The sequence below is a fragment of the Caloranaerobacter azorensis DSM 13643 genome (genome assembly GCF_900129995.1).
Taxonomy (GTDB): domain Bacteria; phylum Bacillota; class Clostridia; order Tissierellales; family Thermohalobacteraceae; genus Caloranaerobacter; species Caloranaerobacter azorensis.
Genome location: NZ_FQXO01000009.1, coordinates 1 through 21478, shown reverse-complemented (window position 1 = coordinate 21478; position 21478 = coordinate 1). Strand labels below are relative to the sequence as shown.

The window sequence follows — 21478 nt, the reverse complement described above, 5'->3', positions numbered from 1 at the left end:
GACAGGATGTCTTGATTAGGTGCGTTAGGATTTTCTAAAAATTTGAGCCTTAAGTTTTTTCTAAATTCGTCCGCATGAGCGTCATTTTCATAAAATATTTTACTTTGTCAAAAACTAGAGTCAAGGAGTTTTTCCTTGACTCTAGTTTGTATTAGAATTACTCAATTCAATAAATTTTTCAATGTCTTTTTCAATTAATTTTAAAGAACTTCTCCAAAAATCTACTGACCTTATATCTATATCCATTAATTTTGCCACATCTACAGCATTATTTTTTCCTGTAGCCGCAAGCAGTCTATCATATTCTTCAATAAAAGCTTTTCCTTTCTTTAGGTATTCTGCATATAATCCAATCGCAAATAATAATCCAAAAGCATATGGGAAGTTATAGAAATTATAAGCGGCTTCGTAATAATGAGGTTTACAAATCCACATATATGGATGTAGGTAATTTTCATTTAAGCCATCACCATAAGCTTCTTTTTGAGCGTCTAACATAAGTTCTTTTAGTTCTCTTACAGATAGAGCGTGGTCTTTTCTTTTTTCAAAGAGGTTTGATTCAAATAAGAAACGGCTGTATATATCAACGATAACTTGTCCCGCATCGGAGATAGATTGTTCTAATATCCAAAACGCTTCTTTACTAGTAGCTTCTTTCAGTGCAGCATTTTTTACTATAGTTTCGCAGAATATAGAAGCTGTTTCAGCCAAAGGCATAGGATAGTCGCTATTTAATATACTTTCATCTTTTAAACAGTCTCCGTGGTAGCCATGACCTAATTCGTGAGCAAGTGTTATAACATCGTTAAAACTACCGGTAAAATTAGATAAAATCCTACTCTGTTTTATAGGATGGAGATTTGAACAAAAAGCTCCGCCTCTTTTACCTTCTCTTGGCTTGGCATCTATCCATCTATTTTCGAATGCATTGTTAGCAAATTCAGCTAATTTTTCACTAAAACTTCTAAAATTCTTTACTATATAATCTTTAGCCTCATCATATGTAAAATTCATATCAATTTCTCCCATAGGAGCGAATAGTTCATAGAATGGAAGACCATTATTATAGCCTAGAAGTTCAGCCTTTCTTTTATAGTATTTTCTAAAAGTAGGTAAACTTTCTTTTATTGCAGAAAGCATAGCATTTAGCGTATCTCTATCCATTCTTGAGTCAATCAATGTCATGTCTAATGGAGAATTATATCCTTTCATTTCGCATACAGTAAGGACTTCCCCTTTTATACCATTAAGACATGCTGCCGAAGATTCTTCTATTTTTTTGTATGATTTTAATTCAGCTTCGTATGCTGTTTTTCTGATTTTAGGGTCTTTGTCATATGCCATATTTCTTACAATAGAAAGTGGGAGCTGTTTTTCTTGTCCGTTAATATTGATATCTACAAGGAGAGTTGATGTGAGTATATTTTGAAGTTTTGTCCAAGCATTTGAGCCTGTATTAGACATTTTAGCAATTAATATTTCTTCTTCGTCGCTAAGTAAATATTTTGCCTTATTATAAATTTCTTTTAAGTAAAATTCATGTTCTTTTAAAATATTAGATGACGAGATTATTTTATCGAGATTTTCTATAGAGTTTAGCCATCTTTGAAATTTAACTGTTGGTTTTGTTAATTCAGTTATTTTAGTCTGGAGCTTATCAATAATCATTAAGGCTTTTTCATTTTTAGCGTCGACACTTGAAGTAAGTTCTGCAAAAGACATTAACTTTTCAAAAAGGGTATTTAATTCTATTTGTATATTTATATATTCTTCTATTTTCTGTATTGCATTATCTTTAGTGTTGAGATTGATTTCAGACCAATCATTAATTTTTTTAATAGAGCTGTCGAGTTTTTTCATGTCATTAATAAAATCTTCTGATTCAAAAGAAGTGTATAATTCATCTAAACTCCATTTTAAATCCATACCTATACCTCCTTATTTTTTAGAATATTTTAATAATATATCTTTTTATCTAATATTTCAATAATATATTAACTTTTAAGTTTAGGTTTTATAAAATTTTTTAATATTCTATGCACAGAATAAAAATCATTATATTTAGAAATAGAAACTATTTTTTTATTTCTAAAAATAAGGAAATTCTAGGATTACATTGTAAAAAATTTATCAAAAATTTAAAATTATATGAAGAAAAGGTATTTGAAACGCCTACAATAGAAAACATAGTGAAAATTTTGTAGAATGAAGAAGGAATTTATCAAATAGTATAGAATAAATAGAAACGTCTGGTGATTTACAAATGTTAATAGTGTATTGATTTTATACATCTTATTAGAAATTTTCTTAATATTGAATATAAGGTTTTATTCCTTTATTTATAAATAGTAATAAGACATAGAGGGAGGTCTGGGTATGAAGTTTAAGTTAGCTTTGCTTTCGGTTCTTTGTGTATTAATAACGTCTCTAACGATGTATTTTGTAAATAGTATGTTATATGCAGTATTAATATCATTAGCATTATCTATATTTATTAGCATTATTTTGGTTAGAAGGATTTCAAAACAGTTGATGATATTAAAAAGTGAGGTAGAAAGATTATCTAAAGGAGATTTAACCGTTAAGCTTCAGGTAACTTCTAAAGATGAATTTGCTGAAATAGGAAAGTTTATTAATAAAGTTGTTGAGGACTTGCGTACAAAGATTGGAGAAGTTAAAAATAATGCAGATGAATTAGAGAAGAATATTGAGATGATAAATTCTAGCATTAGAGAAACTAATGCGACTATGGAAGAGATTGCATCATCTATTTCAGAAATAGCTGTTGGTGCTGAAAATCAGACAACTCAATTAGAGAATACATCGAATAACATTGAAAAGATAGCAGAGAGAATAAAAAATTTAGTGAATAATAGTCAGAAAATTGCTGAATTAGCACAAAAATCTGATGAAGATGCAAAAAGTGGAAGTAAAGAAATAATAGGGGTTATTGATGGAATTCAAGAATTAAAAGCTACGATTGATAAAAGTGTAGAAAGTGTATTAAATTTAAAGGAAAATGCAGATAAAATCAATAAAATAGTAGAAGTTATATCTAATATTTCAAGTCAAACGAATATGTTAGCTCTAAATGCAGCAATAGAGGCAGCTAGAGCAGGAGAATCTGGTAAAGGGTTTACTATAGTTGCCGAAGAAGTTAGAAAATTAGCAGAAAATACTAAAGATGCTACGGAAGAGATTGCACATATTATTAAAGTTGTTCAAACTAATGTTGAAGAAACAACGGCATTAATTGAACATATTAAAAATGAAGTTAATTTGGCTCAAGAGCGTTCAAGGATAGGTGAAAAAGAATTACAGAATATTATTAAAAGTATTGATTTAATTGGTCAACAAGTAGAAGAAATGGCTAAAGGATTAGAACATATAGCATCTAGTAGTGATGAAATAGTTGAAAGTACATATAGAGTCGCTTCGGTTGCACAGAATACTACAGCAGGGACTCAGGAAGTATCTTCATCGACAGAGGAGATAACGGCTGTTATGAATGAGATTACAGCAAAGACTGACGTATTAACTGATATGGTAACTAAAATGAGAGATTCTATTGAGGAATTTACTTTATAATATTTTAAATGAAAGGAAGTTAAAAGTATGTCTGAAAAACAGTATGTGATATTTAAATTAAATGACGAGGAATATGGTGTAGAAATTTCTAATGTTAAAGAAATTACTTCCTACGAAGAGGGTGTTAAAGTACCCGATGCCCCTGATTTTGTTGATGGGATTATAAATTTACGTGGTGATGTTGTGCCGATTATTAATTTAAAAAAGAGATTTAAATTAGATACTGATGGAATAGATGAAAATAGCAGAGTTATTATAAGTGATATAAATGAAAAATTAGTTGGTTTTGCTGTAGATGATGCATCTAGAGTATTAACTATGAAAGATGACGATGTTGAAAGCCCGCCAGAAGTTATATTAAGTAATAATAAACGATTTATTACAGGTATTGGGAAATTTAATGATGAAATTATTATAATACTAGATTTTAGAGAAGTTCTTTCAGAAGAAGAAAAACAGCAGATACAAAGAATGCAGACGAGTTTAGAACAAAGCAAGTAATTCTTTTTTGACAATTTAATATATCGATAAAGGCAAACCTATCGAAAGGTAGGGACGCAAAGTCATGGGTCTAAGGGACATATGTCCTAAGATTGCCAGACTGCCGATATAAATATAATTTAATATATCAAAGGCAGAATTATACCCATGAATGTGGGTATTTTTTTTTGAATAATAAAAGGGGAAAGGAGAATTGTATTGAAGATATGGAATATTTTTAGTAGCGTAAGGTTTAAATTATTATCAATCTTTATGGCAGTAATTATAATCCCTTTAAGTTTATTAGGTTATTTTACTTATCGTAAATCTTTTAAAATACTAGAGAGCAATTTTAGAATTGTTACTCAGCAAAATGTAAATGAGGTTAATAAATATTTAAATGAAAATTTAACAAGAATGGAAAAATTAGTTTCAATTTTAGCCGATAATGTGAGTTTTAAAAATATTGGCATGATATACGAAGAAAATTTGAATAATGAAAAGTTAGTTGTAGAGCTATTAAAAAATATTAAGGGAAATGATTATGAAGTATTACATACATATTTTGGGACGGAAAGTGGAGATATGTATATATGTCCAGAAGGGAAATTACCGGATAATTACGAATTCAAATCTAGATTATGGTATAAAAAGGCTCTAATGAATAAAGGTAAAATAGTGTGGACATCATATAAAGATGCAATTACTGGTGAAGTGGTTATAACGGTGTCTAAAGCTGTTGTAAATAATGGTAAGGCTGTAGGGGTTGTTGGTATAGATGTAGATCTTAAGACTTTATCAAGGAAATTATCAGGTATAGCCGTTGGTAAAAGAGGATATGTTTTTATTACAGATAAAAATGGTACTCTTATAGCATATCCTGATTTAAAACTGATAGGTAATAGTGAAATGATTCCTAAATTAGAATTTTGGTCAATTGCCAAAAAAGATAATAGAGGATTTTTGAGGTATGTTTTTAAAGGGAAGAATAAATTTTTAAGTTTTACAACGAATGAAAAGACAGGATGGAAGCTTATGGCTTCTATGGAGGAGAACGAATTAATAGAAGATACAGATATAATAAGTCATTTTGTACTATATGGCATATTAATAGGAATAATATTAGCAGTTATTGTCTCGTTAATTGTATCGGGAAGAATAGCTAAAAAGCTGAACAAAATTAAAGTAGCTATTGAAAAGGCTTCGACTGGAGATTTGACATCAAAAGTAAAATTAAATGCTAAAGATGAATTTGGGCAAATAGCAAATAGCTTTAATAATATGATTGATAATATAAGTAATTTGATTAAAGAGGTTCAGAAGGCATCAAGCACTGTTCATGAAGCATCAGAATCTTTAGCTGCAACAACGCAGCAAGCGACAATAGCATCTGAAGAGATAGCTAAAACGATAGAGGAAGTTGCAAAAAGTACTATAGAACAGGCGAAAGATACTGAAAAAGGATCTTTCAATGCCAATGAATTAGCAAATGCGATAGATATAGTACTTAATACAATAGAAGAAATGAATAATATCTCAAAAGAAGCAAGTGAACTTAGTAATAGTGGGTTAGAACATGTCAAGGTATTGATAGAAAAAACGAGAGAAAATAGTGAAGCGGCTATTAGAGTAAATGAGATAGTTCAAAAAGTGGATAAGAGTTCAGAAGAAATCGGAGCTATTACTGATACAATATCACAAATAGCAGAGCAGACTAATCTTCTTGCTCTGAATGCAGCGATAGAAGCAGCGAGAGCAGGGGAACAGGGTAGAGGATTTGCGGTTGTTGCTGAAGAAATAAGAGAATTGGCAGAACAGTCGTCAAAAGAAGCAGAAGAAATAAAGGCTTTAATAGAAGGTATACAGAATCAGTCAAAAATTGCTGTAGATGCGATGGCAGATGCAAGAGTTATCGTTGAAAAGCAAAATTTAGCAGTATTAGAGACGGAAAAAATATTTAATAAAATATTGATTTCTATAAGAGCTTTAGTTGACAAAGTTTCAGAAATAGAGGAGCATAACTATGATATGGTTGAAAAGAAAAATACAATATTAGATATTATGTCAAATATTTCTGCTGTTGCACAACAGACATCTGCTGCAACTCAACAAGTATCTGCATCCACAGAAGAGCAATCAGCTTCTATGGAAACTATTTCTTCGCATACACAAGAATTGAAAGCTTTAGCAGATAAATTACATGAAATAATTAATGAATTTAAAGTAAATTAAAAAGAGGGCTATCTTATAGCCCTCAGACTGTTGACAAACTTATATTTTTCAATATTTATGAAAATGAAAGCGAATGCTTGAAAGAATTTAGTTAAAAAACTAGGCGAAAATTTTTGAGAAAATCCGTAGGTTTGACAGGAGGTCAAACCAGCATCCTACAAGACAGGATGTCTTGATTAGGTGCGTTAGGATTTTCTAAAAATTTGAGCCTTAAGTTTTTTCTAAATTCGTCCGCATGAGCGTCATTTTCATAAAACATTTTACTTTGTCAACAAGCTCAGGGCTATCTTATAGCCCTCTAATTTTTGTTGCATATATTTCTACAATTTTTAAGATAACTTCAACCGCTTTTTCCATTGCAAATGTTGGAATATACTCGTATCTTCCGTGGAAATTGTGCCCTCCAGTAAATATATTAGGGGTAGGAAGTCCCATAAAGGATAATCTTGCTCCATCTGTGCCACCTCTTATAGGTACAACTACAGGAGTAACCTTTGCAGCTTTCATGGCTTCAATTGCGGTGTCTACAATATGTTTTACCTCTTCAATCTTTTCTTTCATATTATAGTATTGGTCTCTTATCTTTATTTCAACAGTATTACTGCCGTATTTGTTATTTAATTCGTCTGCAATTTTTTCCACTAATTTTTTTCTATTTTCAAAATTATTTCTATCAAAATCTCTGATTATGTAATAGAGTTCAGTTTTTTCAACACTTCCTTTTATTGAAATCAGATGATAGAAACCTTCATATCCTTCAGTATGTGCAGGAGTTTCAGTTTCAGGAAGCATACTTATAAATTCATTTGCAATAAGCATAGAATTTTTCATTTTATTTTTAGCACTGCCGGGATGAATATTTATACCATTTATATATACTCTTGCACTTGCAGCATTAAAATTTTCGTATTCGAGTTCTCCTATTGCTCCACCATCTATTGTATAGGCAAAGTCAGCATTAAATTTTTTTACATCGAAAAGATCGGCTCCTCTGCCTACTTCTTCATCAGGTGTAAAAGCAATGCGAATAGTACCATGTGGTATTTCAGGATGATTTATTAAGTATTCCATTGCAGTAATTATTTCTGCAATTCCAGCTTTATCGTCTGCTCCAAGAAGTGTATTGCCATCAGTAGTTATTATGTCCTTGCCTATATAATTTTTTAATTCAGGATAATCTTTAGGAGATAAAATTATATTTTTTTCTTTATTAAGGACAATGTCTTTTCCATCATAATTTCTTACTATTTGAGGATTGACATTTTTTCCAGGCATTTCAGGACTTGTATCCATATGAGCAATAAAGCCTATAGTGGGTACATTTTTTTCTACATTAGCAGGAAGTGTAGCCATTACATATCCATTTTCATCTACAGAAATGTCTTTTAATCCTATATTTTCTAATTCTTTAGCGAGTTCTTTAGCAAAAACTGTTTGACCGTTTGTAGTTGGAACAGTATTAGATTCTTCATCAGACTTTGTATCATATTTTACATATTTTAAAAACCTCTCTACAACTTTTGACATTATTAGACCTCCTCAAAGTTATATTTTATTTAAAATTTTAAGAAGCAGGAGCTTCATATTGTATTCCTGTTATAACTAAATTTTTTTCTTTCATTAAGTCAATAACCTTTCCATTATCATTTGAAATTATTCTTATCTTTGGTCTTAATGGGAAATTTGGAATAATATCTTCGACTACTGCAATTTCTCCATTGCTTAATTTAATAAGAGTTCCAATGGGATAAGGAATGATTTTGCTGGAAAAAGTTTTTACCATTTCAAAATCAAAGTGACTCCCACCATTTGCATATATATATTCTAGAGCTTCGTTTGGCGGCATAGCTTGTCTGTATGGTCTATCTGAAGTTAGAGCATCATATACGTCTGCTATAGCGACTATTTTTGCCAACTTATTTATTTCACTGTCAGATAGCCCTTGAGGATATCCTGAACCGTCTACTTTTTCGTGATGCTGAAGGGTAATAATTCTTGCGGTTCCGGGTATGTCTATACTAGTTTTAAGGTAATCATAACCTTTAGTCGTATGCTCTTTTATAATTTCAAATTCTTCTTTTGTTAGTTTTCCATTTTTTAATAGGATTTCTTTTGGAATGATGGTTTTTCCAATATCATGCAGCATTGCACCTAAACAGAGATTTTTAAGTTCTCCTTTATTTAATTTCATTTCAATGCCGAGAACTAAAGATAGTACTGCAACGTTGATACAATGCTGATATGTATAATTATCAGTACTTTTTATATCTATTAGATTTACTATAACATGTTTATTTGAGAGGATATCATTAATAATTTCTTCAGAAATTTTTCCTAAAAATTGTAGATATTCATCTTTTTTTTGATTTAACTTTTTTATTTGATGTTTATTTTGCATTGGATTTTCGCTTATATATCTAGAGAATTTTTCGAAATGAGCAAATGTTTCTTTTACCGCAGAAATAGCCTTATTTCTTAATTCAGGCTTTATTATATCTTCAAGTTCGGTGTCGGAAAATTCATCGTCAATATATACTGATCGTATGCCCATTTCATTAATTCTATTTAAAATCTTTTTTGTAAGAGTAGCACCTTTTTTTAATAAAATTCTTCCGTCATCGTCATATATATGTTTCCCTAATTTAGCACCTTCTCTCACATATACTACAGGCATAAACCTCATATCTTGTAACTCCTTTTCCAATATTTATTACAATTATATTTATATATTAACATACACCAACATATTTTTCTAAATTTTAAAGACAAATTTTTTCAAAAATTTTACCTAAATTTTCAATTAGATTTTTTCAAGTGTTTGCCGTGAATTTCCTATAGAAATTTTAGAACATATATTGATATAATGTAAATAGATGGAACAAATGAGAGGATGGGAGAATTTTATGTTAAAAAAAGGGATAATATTTGTATTTATAGTTACTATTATGACACTTTTATCTGTGTTAGGATTATTATATTTTAAGCCGTATGAGCATCAGAATATTGCTAGTGATTATGTTCAAAATAGAGTTAACATTGTGATAGAAGATATAGCACTTAAATCAGATTATTCTATAATAGATAATGATAAAATATATATTCCTGTTGAGATTATAAAGAAATATTTAAATTCGGATATTGTGTTAGATAAAGCTGATAATAGACTGTATTTAGAAATAAGAAATCCTGTATTTAAACTTGAAACGGAAAAGTTAGATAATATGATTAGAGATGGTATAAAATTAAATTTTCTTACAGTTAATATAGATGATAAACAGTATTTGAACATTCGAGGGCTTGAAAAAATATTTGATATAGATGTAAATTATATTAAAGAAACTAATACTTTAATAATAGACAGAATTAAAAAGACTATTAAACTTGGAGAGATTAAATCTAATGCATATCTTAGACCTAAAAAGTCTTCTTTTAGCTTCGTAATGGACAAGCTTCATACAGGCGATAAAGTAGTAGTTTTTGAAGAATGTGGAAAGTGGTATAAGGTAAGAACACAAAAAGGATATATAGGATATGTTCTAAATAAAGTGATTGATGTTAAAACAGAGGAGGTTGATATAAATAGAAAAATTAATAATGTTAGACGGAATGTTAAGGTAAATGGGAAAATAAATTTAGTTTGGGATTATGTATATAAGTATTCTAAAGACTTGTCTAAAGAGAATAAAATAGAAGGACTGAATGTAATATCTCCAACATGGTTTTCAATTAATTCAAACGGGTATATAATAAATAATGGGGATTTTGATTATGTTAATCAAGCACATAAAAAAGGATATAAAGTGTGGGCTCTTATAGATAATCAGTTCAATAGAGATTTAACAAGACAGTTCTTGAAAAGTAAACAAATGCAAGAAAATTTAATAAAGCAGTTGGCTGTATATTCAAGTATATATGATTTGGACGGAATAAATATAGATTTTGAAAATGTTTATTATGAAGATAAAGATAAGTTAACAGAGTTTGTAAGAAGACTTACTGATACTTTGAAGCAGCAGAATATAATAATTTCTATGGATATGACTGTACCTTCAACAAATCCTAATTGGTCTAAATTTTATGATAGAAAGAAATTAGGCAAAATATTAGATTATTGTATAGTTATGACTTATGACGAACATTGGGCGACGAGTCCTAAAAGTGGTTCTGTAGCTTCAATAAGATGGGTGATGAAGGGGATAGAAAATAGTCTTAAATATATTCCAAAAGAAAAGCTAATAATGGGACTGCCTTTTTATACGAGGCAGTGGGAAGAATATAAAGATAGTAGAGGAAAAATTAAAGTTAAATCGAAAGTATTAACTATGAAAGATGTAGAAAGGATAATAAAAGAGAATAATCTAGAAGTAATTTGGCTTGAAGATGTAGGACAGTATTATACGGAATACTTTAAAGAAGGGAAAAAATATAGAATATGGATAGAAGATGACAAATCTATTGAGCTTAAAGCGAAATTAATTTATAGATATAATTTAGCGGGTATTGCGAGTTGGAGAAAGGGATTCGAAAAAGAAAGTATTTGGGCAGTTTTAAATAATATTGTAGAAGCGAATAATAAAGATATTAGCCTTTCTATTGTTAAATTTAATGGATTGAATTAAAATATAGTAAAATGTTATTTATAAATCGGGCATATATTTCTAGTATTTATTCTAGTATTTAGTCGAATAAATTTAATTTAGAAGGGGAACTAGTATGGATTATAATATAAATAGAGAAGAATTAAAAAATATGATAGAGGAAAAGCGAAAAGAACTTAATGAACTTCTATCCAAAAAAAATATAGATAAAAATAGAGCTTTAAAACTGAGCATTCAATTAGATGAGCTGATATATAAATATTATTGTATCGATGAAGATAAAAATAGATAAAATCTGTTTTATTTTTTTTTGATATAATAATCTAGAGATGCAGTATAATAGATTGGGGGGACATATGTGAAAGTTGGAATTCCAAAAGCACTTTTATATTATTATTATGGGCCATTTTGGGAGATTCTTTTCGAAGAGCTTGGTATGGAAGTTGTAGTTTCAGATGATACAAACAAAAAACTTATAAATGAAGGAATAAAGGCGTCTGTTCCTGAAATATGTGTTCCTATAAAGATTTTTATAGGCCATAGTATTGATTTAGCAAAGAAGAATGTAGATTATATATTTGTACCGCGAATGGTTTCTATATATAAAGGTGAAGTATTTTGTCCTAAATTTATGGGGCTTCCAGATATGATTAGACATGGAGTAGAAGGTATGGAGGATAAAATACTTACTTGTCATATAAAATCAAAGAATGATGATATATCAGATTACAGGAATTATATTGATGTTGCCGAAAAACTTAAGATATCACATGACAAGTTAAAAAAAGCTTGTGAGGTTGCATCAGAAAAATGGTACAGATTTAGAGAGTATAATAAAAAAGGACACCATATTTTAGAGGCTATTGATATGGTCAATAACGATATAAAATTAGAAAGTATAAAAAAGTATGATAACGATGTGAAGCTAGGTGTATTAGGCTACGTATATAATATGTATGATGGTTTTGTCAATATGAATGTAATAGATAAGTTAAAAGATTTGAATGTTGATTTTGTAACTTTTGATATGTTAGATGAAAATGAATTAAGAAAATATATAGATGATATGGACAAGGTATTATTTTGGACATTTAGTAATAAACTTTTAGGGGCAGGATATAAATTTTTTAGAGAAAATGAAGTAGATGGTGTAATCCATATAACAGCATTTGGCTGTGGCCCAGATTCATTTTTAGGAAAACTTTTTGAAATAGAGTCGGATGATACAAAAGTACCTTTTATGACTATAAGAGTAGATGAGCATACAGGTGAAAATCATCTACAGACAAGAATAGAGGCTTTTGTAGACATGATAAGAAGAAAAAAAGCGAAGGCAGTAATGGGGGGATAAAATTGAAAGTAACATTTCCTTATATGGGGACAGTAATTATCTATAAAAAGCTTTTAGAACTTTTAGGGCATGAAGTTATAGTTCCTCCAAGACCATCTCAAAGAACGATAGATTTAGGAGTTAAATATAGCCCGGAATTTGCTTGTTTTCCGTTTAAGGTTATAATGGGAAGTTATATAGAGGCTTGTGAAATGGGAGTAGATACTATTGTAACAAGTGGTGGACATGGCCCTTGTAGAGCGGGTTTTTATGGTGAAATCCATAAAAGAATTTTACATAGGATGGGCTATGATGTAGATGTAATTATATTCGATGCGATAAATAGGGACAAGGATAAATTTATGGAAAATGTAAGGAAAATTAAAGGTAAGAATTCTTGGATTAAATTGTCCAAGGCAGTAAAATTTACTTATGATTTGTTAAAACAAATAGATGTTTTTGATAAGGAAATACACAGAATAAAACCATATGAAGAAGTACCCGGTTCTACATATAAGGCTTGGCAGGAAATACAGAAAGAATTCGATTTGGCATATGATAAGAAACAATTGAAAAAGGCTGTAGAAAGGAGTAGAGAGATAATAAATTCTATTCGCCTAAAGAAGGTTGATGAAAGAGAAAAAATAAGGATTGGAATAGTAGGAGAAATATTTGTTGTTATGGAACCATCTATAAACATGGAAATAGAGAGGATTTTAGGAGAATTGGGTTGTGAAGTAGAAAGATCTCAATATCTGTCTGAATGGGTTGATTTTAATCTTGTGCCTAGTTTCCTAAAGAAAACACATGAGGAAGAAGTGTTGAAAAAAGGCGAGAAATATATAGAGATAATTATAGGCGGCCATGCAAAGCAAACGGTTGGTTTTATTGTCGATTTTAAAGATAGAGGATTTGATGGGGTAATTCATTTGATGCCTTTTGCATGTTTGCCTGAACTTGTGTCTCAAAGTATAATACCTAAAATATCTAAAGAGCATGACATACCGGTTCTTACTCTATCTATAGATGAGCAAACTGGTAAGGCAAATAATTTAACTAGAATAGAAGCCTTTATAGATTTAATAAGAAATAAAAAATTAGGTAAGTTTGTAGTTTAGAAGGGGGATGCCAAAATGGTTAAGGCTTACATAGGAATCGATGTGGGTTCGGTAAGTACAAATATTATAGCATTAGATGAAGATAATGAAGTCTTATTTAAGCTATATGAAAGAACGAATGGTCAGCCGTTAGAAACTATTAAGAAAGGATTAAAAAAATTAAGAGATGAGTTAGGAAAAAATATTATTGTAAGTGGAGTAGGTACTACTGGAAGCGGTAGACAGCTTGCAGGAGTTATGATTGGTGCAGATATCATTAAAAATGAGATTACAGCTCATGCTGTAGCTACCGTTCACTATGTTCCAGATGTTAGAACAATTTTTGAAATAGGAGGACAGGATTCAAAAATAATTTTAATAAAAGATCAAATGGTTGTTGATTTTGCTATGAATACTGTATGTGCAGCAGGTACCGGTTCATTTTTAGATCATCAGGCGGAGAGGTTAGGAATACCTATAGAAGAATTTGGGAAACTTGCTCTGACTTCAAAAAATGATGTAAGGATAGCAGGAAGATGTACTGTATTCGCAGAGTCAGATATGATAGCAAAGCAGCAATATGGTTTTTCTAAAGCCGATATAATAAAGGGATTATGTAATGCGTTGGTGAGAAATTATATAAATAATTTGGGTAGAGGCAAAAAATTAGAACCTCCATACGTTTTTCAGGGAGGAGTAGCGGCTAATATTGGGATAAAAGCTGCTTTTGAAAGAGAAGTTGGGCATGAAGTAATAGTACCAAAATATTATAACGTAATGGGAGCGATAGGTGCAGCTCTGTTAGCTAAAGAAGCAGTAAAAGAAAAAGGAAAAACTAATTTTAGAGGTTTTGATTCACTTAAGACTAATTTCGTTCCTTCGAGTTTTATTTGTACTGGATGTTCAAATATGTGTGAAGTTATTAAAGTTGAAATGGACGGCACACCTATAGCCATGTGGGGCGACAGATGTGGTATGTGGACAGAAAAAGTAAAACAGGCAATGTAATAGCTAACAGTTATAAACTGTTAGCTATTTGCTGTTTGTCATTTGCTACTTACTATTTAATTGTCAGTTAAAAATCGAATAAATAACACTAGTATTTAGTATCTAATTTTACATTTTCAATTTTAATTTTTTTTACTTAGGTTTACTTATAAACATTTCAGTAATTATATATCCATATTTACTGCTTTTTTCAATTCCAACACCTATGTGAGTAAAATTAGGATTTAATATATTTTCTCTATGCCCTTTAGAATTCATTAGAGAATTATGAGCATTCTCTATTGAACGATTTGCTGCAATATTTTCACCTGCTGCTAAAAACTTAATTCCAAAATTTTTCATCATATCAAATGGACTGCCATAGGTAGGAGAATAATGGCTGAAGTAATTATTTTTCTCCATGTCTTGAGATTTAATTCTGGCTACTCTAGTAAGTTCTTTATCAACTTTTAAAGGTTTTAGGTTTCTTTTAGTCCTTTCATTATTTATTAATGTTACCATTCTCTGTTCTTCATCTGTAAGTCTATAGACTTCCTTGATTTGTTTTTCTTCATTTTCAACAACAACAGGTTTAGCATTATCTGAAGCTATACAACCAACTCTATTATTAGGGAGTTTTACTACATACCAGTTTCCAAATTTACCTACAACATCTACTATATCTCCTTTTTTTAATTTTCCTACTACTGGAAAATTTGTTCCTTTACCGGCTCTTACATTACAATCACTAGTAGTTATTTTAATGTTTTCAACTTCTGCGATATCAAATATTGAAGAGGTTCTATTTTGAGTTTGTGTAGGTTTTTTGTTTGGAGAAGTGCATGATACTAAAAAAAGCGATAAAATTAATAATATAATAAATCTTTTTTTCATTTTCATACCTCCATATAAAGATAGTTTAAATATATTTTTTGCAAAAAAAATAATTTTATAATCTATATAAAATTTACTCATTTATTAAATTTTGCATAATTTTAAATATATATAAAAAATATTCCTTATAGTTTATTTAAAATGAGAATTTTATTTTAATTAATTATTTCCATTCCTTAAAAATATGAGTCGGTTTATCGAATATATATCATGGTCACATCTAATTTTTTCATAAGTGAGGTGACGAAATGCTGTTTAGGAAATCTCTAGAAGATAGAGTAGAAAAGGCTAAAGAAGATGCCGAAGAATTGAATAGCTTGATTAAAGAGTATAAACCATTTATAGCTAGTACAGTTCAAAAAAAGACTGGTAAATTTTTGCGATATGGACATGATGACGAACTAACTATTGGTATGATGGCGTTTAAGGAAGCTATAGAATCTTATGATAAAAGTAAAGGTAAATTTTTGAATTTTGCAAAAATGGTAATTAGTCTTAGAATAATAGATTATTATAGAAAAAAAGAAAAAGATAAAAAAATTATTTTATTTAATGAAGTCGAAGATAATGAAGAAAATAGTAGTGTAAATTATAATTTTAATAGAGCAATTACAATTTTTCGAGATAGAGAAGAAAATGAGATAAGAAAACTTGAAATACAAGAATATAAAAAGGAATTAAACGATTGGGGTATAGACTTTTATGATTTAGTAAAGGAATCTCCAAAACAAGAGAAAGTTAGAAATTTATATAAAGAGATTGCTAAAAAGATAGTTGAAGATAAAGCAGTACTGCAAAGTTTATTGTCTACTAGAAGATTGCCTATAAAAGAAATACAGAAGATTGTTCCGATACATCGAAAAAAACTAGAAAGAGGTAGAAAGTATATAATAGCAATGGTCATAGTTCTTATTGGCGATTATCAATACATAAGGGAGTATGTAGATTGGAGGTGATAAAGTGAAAGGTATAGTTATGGAAGTTTATGAGGATAAAGTCATTGTGTTGGCTAAAGATGGGAGTTTTTTGGAAGTGAATAGAGATAATAGAGATTTGGATATAGGACAAGAAATAGAAGTAGATGATAATAATAAAAAAATAAGAGGACGGATAATAAAAAGACTTGCTTCTATAGCAGCTGCATTTATTTTGTTAATAACAACAGGATATGGAGTTTATGGATATTATACTCCTTACGGGTATATAAATGTAGACATTAACCCGAGTGTAGAGATAGCTTATAACTTATATAATAGAGTTATAGATTTGAAAGGATTAAATGAAGACGGTAATATATTGATATCAAAAATAAAAAATTATAGAAATAGAACGATAGAAAATGTGATTAATGAAGTTATTGATACAGCAGTAGAACAAGCTTATGTCAGACCTGAACAGGAAAATGTAATACTTATTACTATAACAGAAAAGAAAGATAAAGTTGATGATGAAAAAATATATAAACTAGTGGATAGTCATATTAAACAAAAGATTGAAAATACAGAAGTGATTCTTATTGAGGGAGATAATAATATATATAAAAGAGCAAGAGAAGATAAAATATCTCCGGGGAAATTAATGTTAATTGAAAAAGCAATTGATTTGAATAAAGATATTAAGTTTGAAGAAGTTGCTAAAAAACCGGTAAAAGAAATAATGCGAATGATTAAAGAAGCTAAAAGAGAAAAAGAAAAGAAGGAAGAAAGAAAAAAATTAGAAAAGAAAACTGAAAAAGAAATGGATAAAATAGAGGAAATGAAATTTAATAAAAGTAGAAAAGCAAAAGGAAAGAAAGAAGATAAACTAGAAAGGGAAGAGATTGAGAAATTTAGAAAAGATAAAACAAAAAAAGATGAAGAAGAAAAAGAGATTGAAGTAGATAAAATAGAAAAATATAAAGAAAAAGATCAAAGAAGATATCTTAAAAAGAAAAGTCAAGATGAGTTTGAAGAACAGAGAAAAGAAAAACAAGAGAATTTAATTATTAATGATAATAAGAAAAATCAAGATAACAAATACAAAGTTGATAAATCAGAAAAGAAAAATAAATCTAAACGTGGACATGAAAATGAATATAAGCATAATAAAAAAGAGCGAGGTAAGGATGAAGATTAAAACAAATGAGTCAGGGAATTGCCCTGGCTCATTTGTTAATTAGTAGCTAAATTAATTTTGGAACAATTAAAAATAATAATATTAATACGATTATTACGGTAATTATTATTTGTAGTATTTTTTTTCTAATAAAAAATATTTTAGTCACATGATCACCCCTTAAAATACCATGTATAATTTATGGTAAATATTCATACTATAATCTATTTAAAGAAAATTAAATATATTACAACAATTTCAGATGATTAGTATTATATGTTAGAGTAAATGGTTGATATATATAATTTACAAACTTATTAAAAAAATTAATATTAATATTGACATTTTTAAATATAAAGAATAAAATATTAATAAATAAATAAATAAAATTTAAAAATAATAATTTCAAATTTAAAAACGGAGGGGTTTGATGGAAAGTATAGTAAGTATAGTAAAGAGTAAATTTAATATATTTGAGAATAGGGATTTTATGTTGCTTGTAATTGGCAGGATAGTATCCAATATTGGAAATTCTCTACATAATGCGGCCGTCGCTTGGTATATTATGAGTTTAGTTGGCGAAAAAAGTGCAGGAACTTTTATGGGGATATTCGGAATGTGTTCATTAATACCTTTTATAATTTTTGGCCCAATTTCGGGTGTATTCGTTGATAAAATAGATAGGAAAAAGATTATAGTAGGAACAGATTTTATTCGTGGGGGACTTATTTTATTACTTGCAATACTTGCCTATCTTGATGTATTAAACTTATGGATTTTATTTATAATAACGGCTATAAGCGCTTTTTTTGCAACTTTTTTTAATCCGGCAGTAAGTGCAACAATTCCTAATATAGTAGAAGAAAAAGATTTAAATAGGGCTAATTCTTTAGATGGTATGAGCTTACAATTATCATGGATTGTAGGGGTAGCAATATCGGGATTTTTGTACTATTGGATAGGCATATTGGGAATATTTATTTTAAACGGGGTTTCATTTATTATATCTGGGGTATCTGAAACATTTATAAATATTCCACCTATTAAAATGAATATGGATGATGCAAATAAAAACGAATGGAGTTTCTGGAAAGAATTTAAAGAAGGAATAATATTTTTGAAGGGACAAAAAGCTATAGTTATATTATTAGGATTTGCAATAATAATTAATTTTTTATTTAATCCGCTCTTTCAAATAGTATTTCCTAAAACAGTAAAGTTCACATTAAATCTAACAGCTAGGGAAAATGGTATTTTAAGTTCTGTATTTCCAATCGGAGCGATAATAGGGATGTTTATTTTATCGATATTGCCATCTAGAGAAAAATATTATATGTTTATGATAAATGGTATTATAGCAAATGGCTTAATTATGATTTTGTTTGGTGTTCCATTAATATTTTTTAAATTTTCATTAATCTCATCTTTTGGAGTTTATATAATATTTTTATTTTTGATTTTAATATTAGGAATTGTTAATGCTTTAGTTAATGTGCCTATTAATACAACATTTCAAAAAATAGTACCCGATGAATTTAGAGGTAGATTTTTTGGAATAGTGAATACATTAAGTCAAGGGATAGTACCATTAGGATTAGCTGTAATTGGATATATTTCAGATAAACTTGCTACTTCAACTATATTTATGTTTTCTGGAGCTATAATTTTATTGTTAGGAGTATGTATGTTTTTCATACCAGAGTTGAGAGAATTTTAGATATAAATGAAATTTTATGAAATAAAGTAGTGAATAATATGTTATTTTAATAAAATATTTTATTTCGTTACTTTATTTTTACCAAATAGAGGATTTTTGAAATATTTGTCGAATTAGTATATCTGTTGTTTTTTTAGAATAATAAGCAGCAAGGGGAAGGTGGACAAATGAGTGATGTTAGTGTTTTCAAAAAGATATTTTTCAAATTAGTATCTAAAAGCTCGACTAAAATCACTTTGCTATTTACTATGTTATTATGTTTTTTAGTTAATTTTGCATTAATATCTATATTTAAAATTTCTAATGTGTTTATAATATCGGCTGTTAATATTATTACGTTACTAATACCGGTATATGTGGTAGTAAACACTCTGCTTATATCTTGTCATAAGGATATTGTAAGTTATCTAAATCAAATAACAGAAGGTAATTACAAATTAAAGATACCTGTATTTAGTAATGATGAGGTTGGTAGGACTATAAAAGCTATAAATAATTTGAGTTTAAATTATAGAGATTTATTTGAAAAAATAATCGCTGTTTCAATTAAGACTTCAGAGTTGACTGAAAAGTTGAGAGAGTATATGCATATTAATGATGAAAAAGTGCAGGAAATATCAAATGCTATAGAAAAAGTAGTCGAATACAACAATGAGTATGCTGAAAATGTTGGCAATTCGATAAGCAGATTAGACAACATAGGAAACTATATAGAAGAGATAGAGCATATAGTAGATGCGGCTAATGACTCTTCTATAAGAGCCAGAGAAGTGTCTGAAAGAGGAGAGGTTACGATACAAGAAACTTTTGATAAATTTAGTGAAGTGCAGAATACTGTAGAAAACCTATCTAGCATAATAAAAGAGTTAGGGAATAAATCGAAGTTGATAATAGATATAGTAAATTCTATTAATGATATAGCTAAAAGGACAAATTTATTAGCATTAAATGCTGCTATTGAAAGTGCTAGAGCAGGAGAAGCAGGAAGGGGTTTTGCGGTTGTTGCTGAAGAGATAAGAGGGCTGTCTGAAGATACTACGGAATCGCTTAAAGAAATAGAAGACATTGCTATGGAAATATCTAATAGCATCAATAGCGCTGTAGCAACAACAGAAGAGAATAGAAGAGTTACTAAAGAGGCACTCGAAAAAGCAGAGGCTTCTAAAAAAGTGTTTGATGAAATAAAGATGAATTCACATGTTACAGAAGAAAAAGTAAATGCTTCTTTTAATATATTGAGTGAGCTTAAGAGCCATGTTTCATATATAATCGAAAATATAAGTTCTATTTCGCAGAAGACGGATGCTACAGTTGCTTGTACGAATGAATCTTTTAATGCTATGGGATTGCTAAAAGATAGTATTGTAGATTTATCAAAATCTATAAATAATCTTGATGCTATGGCAAAAGAACTTTATAAGCATGTAGCAGATGATACTACTGATAAAATATTGAGAAATCAAATGAAGATTTTAAGCAAAGTTGTTAAAGATAACTTAACTGTAGAAGATTGTATAAGGATAGCGGATGAATTACATATAGATAATTTTCAGATTACTGATCAAGATGGAGTGATAATTAGTGCGACTGAAAGAGAAAGTGTAGGCTTAAATCTGTTTGAAATCTTTGAGTATTATAGAGATTTTTATAAAAAAGGGGATACGGCACAAATTTACTTAACTCCAGTAGTTAAGAGATTAGATGGGAAATATGCTCGTTTTTGTGCAAAAATAAGAGATGATAAAAAGGGACTTATTATAATTGAATATGATATAGGTAATATTTAATCGAATATTACAATTTAATTACAACCGTTGACTTATGGAACAAAATGGGTTACTATAAAAAAGTAGTTAAATAATTTATGAAAGGGAGGTAGGACTGATGATTAATAGAATGATAAACTGCGGTATAAAATTACAAAACAATAATATCATCTTTATGAATAAGGAAGATAGCCCTACCTTACCTATTTGTGGTAACATGAGTTAAAAGAATATATAATGATTTCGAGAGAATTAGGGCTATAGGACATTTTTCCTATAGCCTTTTTATGTACCACAATAGTGTCTAGCCATAGGGTTTTCCTGTGGCTTATTATTTTTTTTGGGCTATCTTGAAAAAAGACCAGCTATTAAATGTCAAGTAACAAAATCGAAAAAAAGTATTATAATTAAACAACTAAAAATAGGCATGACAAAAAGAGGTTATTAGTTTTAATAACCCGAAGGATAATTATTCATATTTAATTAAGCCATTGGAGTGTATTCTTTATTGTCACGCATTACAGCATAAATTATATAGGTTAACTTTCGAGCGACAGCTCCTATGGCAGTTAAATGATGTTTACCTTCAGACCTTTTCTTGTTGTAATAATTATTTAAAACAGGATCATTAAATGCAGCAACTGTAGCAGCTATCCATATGGCTCGTCTAAGGTATGGAGAACCTCTTTTAGACA

The 21478-nt window shown here is 29.1% G+C and carries 16 protein-coding genes, 1 pseudogene and 1 riboswitch; of the genes and pseudogenes, 12 read left to right on the top strand and 5 right to left on the bottom strand.

Going from position 1 to position 21478, the window contains the following annotated elements:
* Positions 1-141: 141 nt before the first annotated feature.
* Positions 142-1926, bottom strand: coding sequence for a M3 family oligoendopeptidase (locus BUB51_RS02060; protein ID WP_073195024.1), 1785 nt, complete (start codon positions 1924-1926; stop codon positions 142-144).
* Between the two features lie 450 nt (positions 1927-2376).
* On the opposite strand from BUB51_RS02060, the gene BUB51_RS02055 reads away from it, so the two are divergent.
* From BUB51_RS02055 to BUB51_RS02045, 3 genes are all read left to right on the top strand, one after another.
* Positions 2377-3588 (top strand): methyl-accepting chemotaxis protein, encoded by a 1212-nt coding sequence (locus tag BUB51_RS02055; RefSeq protein WP_073195022.1) that lies wholly within the window; start codon positions 2377-2379, stop codon positions 3586-3588.
* A gap of 27 nt (positions 3589-3615) precedes the next feature.
* Complete coding sequence (locus tag BUB51_RS02050; RefSeq protein WP_073195020.1) at positions 3616-4089, top strand: chemotaxis protein CheW; 474 nt, start codon at positions 3616-3618, stop codon at positions 4087-4089.
* Between the two features lie 21 nt (positions 4090-4110).
* A riboswitch (cyclic di-GMP riboswitch) is annotated at positions 4111-4197 on the top strand.
* 90 nt (positions 4198-4287) lie between these two features.
* Positions 4288-6300, top strand: a complete 2013-nt coding sequence (locus BUB51_RS02045; protein ID WP_083599474.1) for a methyl-accepting chemotaxis protein — start codon at positions 4288-4290, stop codon at positions 6298-6300.
* 288 nt (positions 6301-6588) lie between these two features.
* Here the strand turns inward: BUB51_RS02045 and pepT are convergent, their stop codons facing one another.
* Entirely contained in the window at positions 6589-7827 is a 1239-nt protein-coding gene (gene pepT, locus BUB51_RS02040; protein WP_073195018.1) for a peptidase T, read from the bottom strand.
* 37 nt (positions 7828-7864) lie between these two features.
* Positions 7865-8983, bottom strand: a complete 1119-nt coding sequence (locus BUB51_RS02035) for an HD-GYP domain-containing protein (protein ID WP_073195016.1) — start codon at positions 8981-8983, stop codon at positions 7865-7867.
* A 220-nt stretch (positions 8984-9203) separates the two neighbouring features.
* Between BUB51_RS02035 and BUB51_RS02030 the strand changes: the two genes are divergently transcribed.
* From BUB51_RS02030 to BUB51_RS02010, 5 genes are all read left to right on the top strand, one after another.
* Positions 9204-10919, top strand: a complete 1716-nt coding sequence (locus BUB51_RS02030; RefSeq protein WP_073195014.1) for a glycosyl hydrolase family 18 protein — start codon at positions 9204-9206, stop codon at positions 10917-10919.
* 94 nt (positions 10920-11013) lie between these two features.
* Positions 11014-11190: an aspartyl-phosphate phosphatase Spo0E family protein gene (locus BUB51_RS02025; protein ID WP_083599472.1), complete on the top strand. Its 177-nt coding sequence runs from the start codon at positions 11014-11016 to the stop codon at positions 11188-11190.
* Positions 11191-11256: 66 nt separating this feature from the next.
* Positions 11257-12249 (top strand): acyl-CoA dehydratase activase-related protein, encoded by a 993-nt coding sequence (locus BUB51_RS02020; protein ID WP_073195012.1) that lies wholly within the window; start codon positions 11257-11259, stop codon positions 12247-12249.
* A 2-nt stretch (positions 12250-12251) separates the two neighbouring features.
* Complete coding sequence (locus BUB51_RS02015; RefSeq protein WP_073195010.1) at positions 12252-13346, top strand: acyl-CoA dehydratase activase-related protein; 1095 nt, start codon at positions 12252-12254, stop codon at positions 13344-13346.
* A gap of 15 nt (positions 13347-13361) precedes the next feature.
* Positions 13362-14333: an acyl-CoA dehydratase activase gene (locus BUB51_RS02010; RefSeq protein ID WP_035163246.1), complete on the top strand. Its 972-nt coding sequence runs from the start codon at positions 13362-13364 to the stop codon at positions 14331-14333.
* Positions 14334-14465: 132 nt separating this feature from the next.
* Here the strand turns inward: BUB51_RS02010 and BUB51_RS02005 are convergent, their stop codons facing one another.
* Positions 14466-15206, bottom strand: a complete 741-nt coding sequence (locus tag BUB51_RS02005) for a CAP domain-containing protein (protein ID WP_073195008.1) — start codon at positions 15204-15206, stop codon at positions 14466-14468.
* Positions 15207-15454: 248 nt separating this feature from the next.
* On the opposite strand from BUB51_RS02005, the gene sigI reads away from it, so the two are divergent.
* From sigI to BUB51_RS01985, 4 genes are all read left to right on the top strand, one after another.
* A complete protein-coding gene (sigI, locus tag BUB51_RS02000; RefSeq protein ID WP_035163242.1) occupies positions 15455-16162 on the top strand; it encodes an RNA polymerase sigma-I factor in 708 nt (235 codons plus the stop codon).
* A gap of 4 nt (positions 16163-16166) precedes the next feature.
* A complete protein-coding gene (locus tag BUB51_RS01995) occupies positions 16167-17321 on the top strand; it encodes an anti-sigma factor domain-containing protein (protein ID WP_073195006.1) in 1155 nt (384 codons plus the stop codon).
* A 409-nt stretch (positions 17322-17730) separates the two neighbouring features.
* A complete protein-coding gene (locus tag BUB51_RS01990; RefSeq protein WP_073195004.1) occupies positions 17731-19017 on the top strand; it encodes an MFS transporter in 1287 nt (428 codons plus the stop codon).
* Positions 19018-19184: 167 nt separating this feature from the next.
* Positions 19185-20804 (top strand): methyl-accepting chemotaxis protein, encoded by a 1620-nt coding sequence (locus BUB51_RS01985; RefSeq protein WP_073195002.1) that lies wholly within the window; start codon positions 19185-19187, stop codon positions 20802-20804.
* Between the two features lie 462 nt (positions 20805-21266).
* On the opposite strand, the pseudogene BUB51_RS01980 reads toward BUB51_RS01985, so the two are convergent.
* Positions 21267-21478, bottom strand: a pseudogene (locus BUB51_RS01980) (IS110 family transposase); the annotation flags it as partial.

Bases quoted from the DNA above. Each gene is read 5' to 3' on its own strand.
- sigI (WP_035163242.1), top strand. From the start codon at position 15,455: ATGCTGTTTAGGAAATCTCTAGAAGATAGAGTAGAAAAGGCTAAAGAA.
- BUB51_RS02030 (WP_073195014.1), top strand. From the start codon at position 9,204: ATGTTAAAAAAAGGGATAATATTTGTATTTATAGTTACTATTATGACA.
- BUB51_RS02035 (WP_073195016.1), bottom strand. From the start codon at position 8,983: ATGAGGTTTATGCCTGTAGTATATGTGAGAGAAGGTGCTAAATTAGGG.
- BUB51_RS01990 (WP_073195004.1), top strand. From the start codon at position 17,731: ATGGAAAGTATAGTAAGTATAGTAAAGAGTAAATTTAATATATTTGAG.
- BUB51_RS02060 (WP_073195024.1), bottom strand. From the start codon at position 1,926: ATGGATTTAAAATGGAGTTTAGATGAATTATACACTTCTTTTGAATCA.
- BUB51_RS02005 (WP_073195008.1), bottom strand. From the start codon at position 15,206: ATGAAAAAAAGATTTATTATATTATTAATTTTATCGCTTTTTTTAGTA.
- pepT (WP_073195018.1), bottom strand. From the start codon at position 7,827: ATGTCAAAAGTTGTAGAGAGGTTTTTAAAATATGTAAAATATGATACA.
- BUB51_RS02050 (WP_073195020.1), top strand. From the start codon at position 3,616: ATGTCTGAAAAACAGTATGTGATATTTAAATTAAATGACGAGGAATAT.
- BUB51_RS02055 (WP_073195022.1), top strand. From the start codon at position 2,377: ATGAAGTTTAAGTTAGCTTTGCTTTCGGTTCTTTGTGTATTAATAACG.
- BUB51_RS02025 (WP_083599472.1), top strand. From the start codon at position 11,014: ATGGATTATAATATAAATAGAGAAGAATTAAAAAATATGATAGAGGAA.
- BUB51_RS02010 (WP_035163246.1), top strand. From the start codon at position 13,362: ATGGTTAAGGCTTACATAGGAATCGATGTGGGTTCGGTAAGTACAAAT.
- BUB51_RS01985 (WP_073195002.1), top strand. From the start codon at position 19,185: ATGAGTGATGTTAGTGTTTTCAAAAAGATATTTTTCAAATTAGTATCT.